Origin of the sequence: Kitasatospora sp. NPDC092286 (genome assembly GCF_044755565.1) — a bacterium.
Classification (GTDB): Bacteria; Actinomycetota; Actinomycetes; order Streptomycetales; family Streptomycetaceae; genus Kitasatospora.
On sequence record NZ_JBIVRD010000009.1, the window covers coordinates 1 to 4,843 of the forward strand.

Genomic DNA, 4,843 nt, shown 5'->3' on the forward strand with positions numbered 1-4,843 from the left:
TGACGTCGGACTCGCCCTGGTCACCAACCAATAGCGAACAGACAGGCGATAACCCGAACGCCACAGAAGATGATCAATGGAGGTCAAACGACAAGCTAACCGTACGAGACCGGCGAGTGCATCTCCCAGAGCAGCAGCTCGGCGCCGGTCTCCCCGGCCGTCGGGTCCGCGAAGGCGCCGCCGGTGATCCGGACGCTGTCGCCGGGCACCATCGACCGGCCGCCGCCCTGCGGGCCCGGCACGGTGCGGTAGCCGAGCGAACCGGCCGTCAGATGGGCGTACCGCCATGCGGCGGCCGGGAGTTCGGGCAGCGGCTGCCAGGGCCCCGCGGTGGCCAGCCAGAGCGCGGCGTCGGAACGGCGCAGCGGCAGGGCGTCCGTCCCGGCGTCCCGTTCGAGGCCGGAGGCGAGCAGCGTCAACCCGCCGTCCGCCGGTTCCACCCGGCGTAGCCCGTACACCGGGGGCGCGTCGAAGACGTCCGGCTGGAGCCACATCTGGATGAAGCGGACCGGCCCCCGGGCGCCGCCGACGTTGCGTTCGGTGTGGGTGACACCGGAGCCCGCGCTCAGGTGCTGGATCATGCCGGGGCGGACCACCCCGCTGTGACCGCGGGAGTCCCGGTGGGCGAGCGCGCCCTCCAGCACCCAGGTGAGGATCTCGGTGTCCCGGTGCTTGTGCTCGTCGAAACCCGCGCCGGGGGCGAGCAGTTCCTCGTTGCAGGCCAGCAGCGCGCCGAAGTGGGTGTTCTTCGGGTCGTAGTGGCCCGAGAAGGAGAACGCGTGTCTGGTCTCGATGCCCTCGGCCGGGATCGAGAGGTGGCGCTCGGCGGTGCGGCGCAGGTCGGCGCGGGGGCGGGCGGGGGCGTCGGTCACGGCCTCCACGGTAGCGGGTGTGACGGCCGCCACCGTGGCCCTCCGGCGGGGGGCGTGCACGAGCAGCCACTCCGGTGAGGCAGTCTTGTCCTTGTGCCAGCCGCTTCCGCGAACTCCAAGAGCGATCCGAACGCCAAGCCCGACAAGAACGGGAAGAGCCCGACGTCCGGGGCCGGCCGGGACCGGCCCGGCCGGGCGGCGCCGCGCCTGACCGTACAGGAACGCAGACTCGCCGCCGAGCGCGCCGAGCGCCGGGTCGCGACGCTGAAGCGGCTGGAGAAATCCTCGGGCAAGCTGGCCACGGCCGCGATCGCGCGGATGGACGACCAGCTCGGCTGGTACCGGCGGATGCCGCCGGAGCACCGCTCCTGGATCGGCCTGGTCGCCCAGGCCGGGATCGCCGCCTTCACCGAGTGGTACCGCCACCCCGACGCCCCGCAGGCCATCTCCACCGACGTCTTCGGCACCGCACCGCGCGAGTTGACGAGGGCGATCACGCTGCGCCAGACCGTGGAGCTGATCCGCACCACGATCGAGGTGATGGAGGAGGCCATCGAGGAGGTGGCCGCCCCCGGTGACGAGGCGGACATGCGCGAGTCCGTCCTGGTGTACGCCCGGGAGATCGCCTTCGCCACCGCCCAGGTCTACGCCCAGGCGGCCGAGGCGCGCGGCGCCTGGGACGCCCGGCTGGAGGCACTGGTCGTCAACTCGCTGCTCTCCGGTGACGCCGACGAGGGAGTCCTCTCCCGGGCCGCCGCGCTCGGCTGGGGCCAGCCGAGCCAGGTCCGGGTGGTGATGGGCAGCGCCCCGGACGGGGACAGCGAGCTGGTGGTCGAGGCGATCCGCCGGGCCGCCCGGTACGCCAAGCTGCATGTGCTGACCGGGGTGCTGGGCAAGCGCCTGGTGGTGGTGGTCGGCGGCGACAAGGAGCCGGTGCACGCGGCCAGGGCGCTGATCGGCCAGTTCGCGGCGGGCCCGGTGGTGGTCGGCCCGACCGTGCCCGACCTGCTGTCGGCGACCCGCTCGGCCCACGCCGCCGCCGCCGGCCTGCGGGCCTGCGCCGCCTGGCCGGACGCCCCGCGCCCGGTGCTGGCCGACGACCTGCTGCCCGAACGCGCGCTCGCCGGAGACCAGGCGGCCCGCCGCCAGCTGGTGGAGGAGATCTACACACCGCTGGACGAGGCGGGCTCGGCACTCCTGGAGACCCTGAGTGTCTACCTGGAGCAGGCCTCCTCTTTGGAGGGTGCCGCCCGGATGCTCTTCGTCCATCCCAACACGGTGCGCTACCGGCTGCGACGTGTGACAGACGTCACGGGCTACGCTCCCTCCGACGTACGTTCGGCGTTCACGCTGCGCATCGCACTGGCGCTGGGACGACTCGCCGCGGCTGGAGAGCACAATTGACCGCGATGTAGGGAACTGACAATCCCGGATGCTTTTCTTCGTTACCGTCGCCTACCCGCCCCCGGGCGCCTGGCGAGAGAGGGTTGAACCGTGCTCGTAATCGTCGCCCCTGGACAGGGTGCCCAGTCCCCCGGTTTCCTCAGCCCCTGGCTGGAGGTCGACGGTGTCGCCGACCGCCTGCGCGGCTGGTCGGAGGTCGCCGGGCTCGACCTGGTGCACGCCGGAACCGAGGCGTCCGCCGAGGAAATCAAGGACACCGCCGTCGCCCAGCCGCTGCTGGTCGCGGCCGGCCTGGTGACCGCCCGCGCACTGTTCCCGGACGAGGACAGCGCCCGGACGCTGGTCGGCGCCGTGGCCGGCCACAGCGTCGGTGAGATCACCGCCGCCGCCGGTGCCGGGGTGCTCACCGCGCACGACGCGCTCACCTTCGTCCGTGAGCGCAGCCTGGCGATGGCCGAGGCCGCCGCGGCCACCGAGACCGGCATGATCGCCGTCCTCGGCGGCGAGCCGGAGGCCGTCGCGGCCAAGCTCGCCGAGCACGGCCTGACCCCGGCCAACAACAACGGCGGCGGCCAGATCGTCGCCGCCGGCACGCTGGCCCAGCTGGAGGCCCTGAAGGCCGACCCGCCGGCCGGTGCCCGGCTGATCGCGCTCAAGGTCGCCGGCGCGTTCCACACCGAGCACATGGCGCCGGGCGTCGAGCGCCTGGCGAAGCTGGCCCCGACCCTGTCGGTCGCCGACCCGAAGGTCACCTACCTCTCCAACCGGGACGGCGCGGTCGTGTCGTCCGGTACCGACGTGCTGGACCGCCTGGTGTCGCAGGTCTCCAACCCGGTCCGCTGGGACCTGTGCATGGAGACCCTGCGGGAGCTGGGCGCGACCGCCGTCATCGAGCTCGCCCCGGCGGGCACCCTCACCGGACTGGTCAAGCGCAACCTCAAGGGTGTGGCGACGCTTGCCCTGAAGACGCCCGCCGACCTCGACAAGGCCCGTGAGCTGGTCGCGGAGCACGGCGGTCAGGACCAGGAGAACGAGGCATGAGAAGCGCCCCTCAGATCCGCCCGGCCATCGGCGCGCAGTACTCGCGCATCCTCGGTGTCGGCGGCTACCGCCCGGTCCGGGTGATCCCGAACGCCGAGGTGCTGAACTGGATCGACTCCTCGGACGAGTGGATCCGCACCCGGAGCGGGATCGCCGAGCGCCGCTGGGCCGGTCCGGACGAGAGCGTCGCCGAGATGTCGGTGCAGGCCTCCGGCAAGGCGATCGCCCAGGCCGGACTCACCCCGGACCAGATCGGCGGCGTGATCGTCGCGACGGTCTCGCACCTCAAGCAGACCCCCGCGATCGCCACCGAGATCGCCGAGCGGCTCGGCTGCGGCACCGCCCCGGCCTTCGACATCTCGGCCGCCTGCGCCGGCTTCGGCTACGGCCTGAGCCTGGCCGACGGCATGATCCGCGGCGGCAGCGCCGAGTACGTCCTGGTGATCGGCGTCGAGCGGCTCAGCGACCTGACCGACCAGTCGGACCGCTCGACCGCGTTCATCTTCGGTGACGGCGCGGGCGCGGCGGTCGTCGGCCCGTCCGACACTCCCGGCATCGGCAAGGTCATCTGGGGCTCGGACGGCTCCCAGAAGGACGTCATCACGCAGACCCAGGCCTGGGACACCGCCTTCGCCAAGGAGGACGCCGTCAACGGCGCGGGCCCGGAGACCAAGTGGCCGGCCCTGCGGATGGAGGGTCAGACGGTCTTCCGCTGGGCGGTCTGGGAGATGGCCAAGGTGGCCCAGCAGGCGCTGGACGCCGCCGGGATCACCGCCGACCAGCTCGGCGCGTTCATTCCGCACCAGGCCAACATGCGCATCACGGACGCCATGATCAAGGCGCTGAAGCTGCCCGACACGGTGCCGGTCGCCCGCGACATCACCGAGACCGGCAACACCTCCGCGGCCTCCATCCCGCTGGCGATGGAGCGCATGCTGGAGAGCGGCGAAGCCTCCAGCGGCGACCTCGCACTGATCATCGGGTTCGGGGCGGGTCTGGTCTACGCCGCGGCAGTCGTTACGCTCCCCTAGGCGCGTTTCGCCCCACTTATCCCGCAAGCCTGCGTCCGTCCGCCGGGCGGCCGCATTCAACACCGAAGAGGAGCAGCCAGTATGGCTACCAAGGACGAGGTCCTGGAAGGTCTCGCTGAGATCGTCAACGAGATCGCCGGCATCCCGACCGAGGACGTCGAGCTCGACAAGTCCTTCACCGATGACCTGGACGTCGACTCGCTGTCCATGGTCGAGGTCGTCGTGGCCGCCGAGGAGCGCTTCGACGTGAAGATCCCGGACGACGAGGTCAAGAACCTGAAGACCGTCGGCGACGCGGTGGACTACATCCTCACCAACGCCGACGCCTGAGCGATCGACGCGTTCGATTCACTCGACGACGTCTGACCGTCGGCCGGCTCCCAGAGCCGGCCGACACTCCGGCCCGGGCGCCCGGTTGGGCGCCCCCGCCGGGTGCCCCCCCCCCGCGCGCCGCCCAACGCCGCCCAAACGGGAGAGACGAAGATACAGTGACCG

Annotated in this window: 5 protein-coding genes; 4 read left to right on the top strand and 1 reads right to left on the bottom strand. The window is 72.1% G+C overall.

What is annotated here, in order from left to right; translation table 11 throughout:
• Nucleotides 1-95: 95 nt before the first annotated feature.
• Complete coding sequence (locus tag ACIQIB_RS10905) at nucleotides 96-872, bottom strand: pirin family protein (RefSeq protein WP_363607150.1); 777 nt, start codon at nucleotides 870-872, stop codon at nucleotides 96-98.
• A 207-nt stretch (nucleotides 873-1,079) separates the two neighbouring features.
• Here ACIQIB_RS10905 and ACIQIB_RS10910 point away from each other — a divergent pair, with 207 nt between their 5' ends.
• The 4 genes from ACIQIB_RS10910 to ACIQIB_RS10925 all read left to right on the top strand — a co-directional run bounded on the left by ACIQIB_RS10910 (nucleotide 1,080) and on the right by ACIQIB_RS10925 (nucleotide 4,678).
• Entirely contained in the window at nucleotides 1,080-2,276 is a 1,197-nt protein-coding gene (locus ACIQIB_RS10910) for a helix-turn-helix domain-containing protein (protein WP_363607248.1), read from the top strand.
• A 90-nt stretch (nucleotides 2,277-2,366) separates the two neighbouring features.
• Nucleotides 2,367-3,317: an ACP S-malonyltransferase gene (locus tag ACIQIB_RS10915; protein ID WP_363607152.1), complete on the top strand. Its 951-nt coding sequence runs from the start codon at nucleotides 2,367-2,369 to the stop codon at nucleotides 3,315-3,317.
• Nucleotides 3,314-4,348 (top strand): beta-ketoacyl-ACP synthase III, encoded by a 1,035-nt coding sequence (locus tag ACIQIB_RS10920; protein ID WP_363607154.1) that lies wholly within the window; start codon nucleotides 3,314-3,316, stop codon nucleotides 4,346-4,348. Before ACIQIB_RS10915 ends, ACIQIB_RS10920 begins: the two co-directional genes overlap by 4 nt.
• A gap of 81 nt (nucleotides 4,349-4,429) precedes the next feature.
• Nucleotides 4,430-4,678: an acyl carrier protein gene (locus ACIQIB_RS10925; RefSeq protein ID WP_363607155.1), complete on the top strand. Its 249-nt coding sequence runs from the start codon at nucleotides 4,430-4,432 to the stop codon at nucleotides 4,676-4,678.
• Nucleotides 4,679-4,843 lie beyond the last annotated feature (165 nt).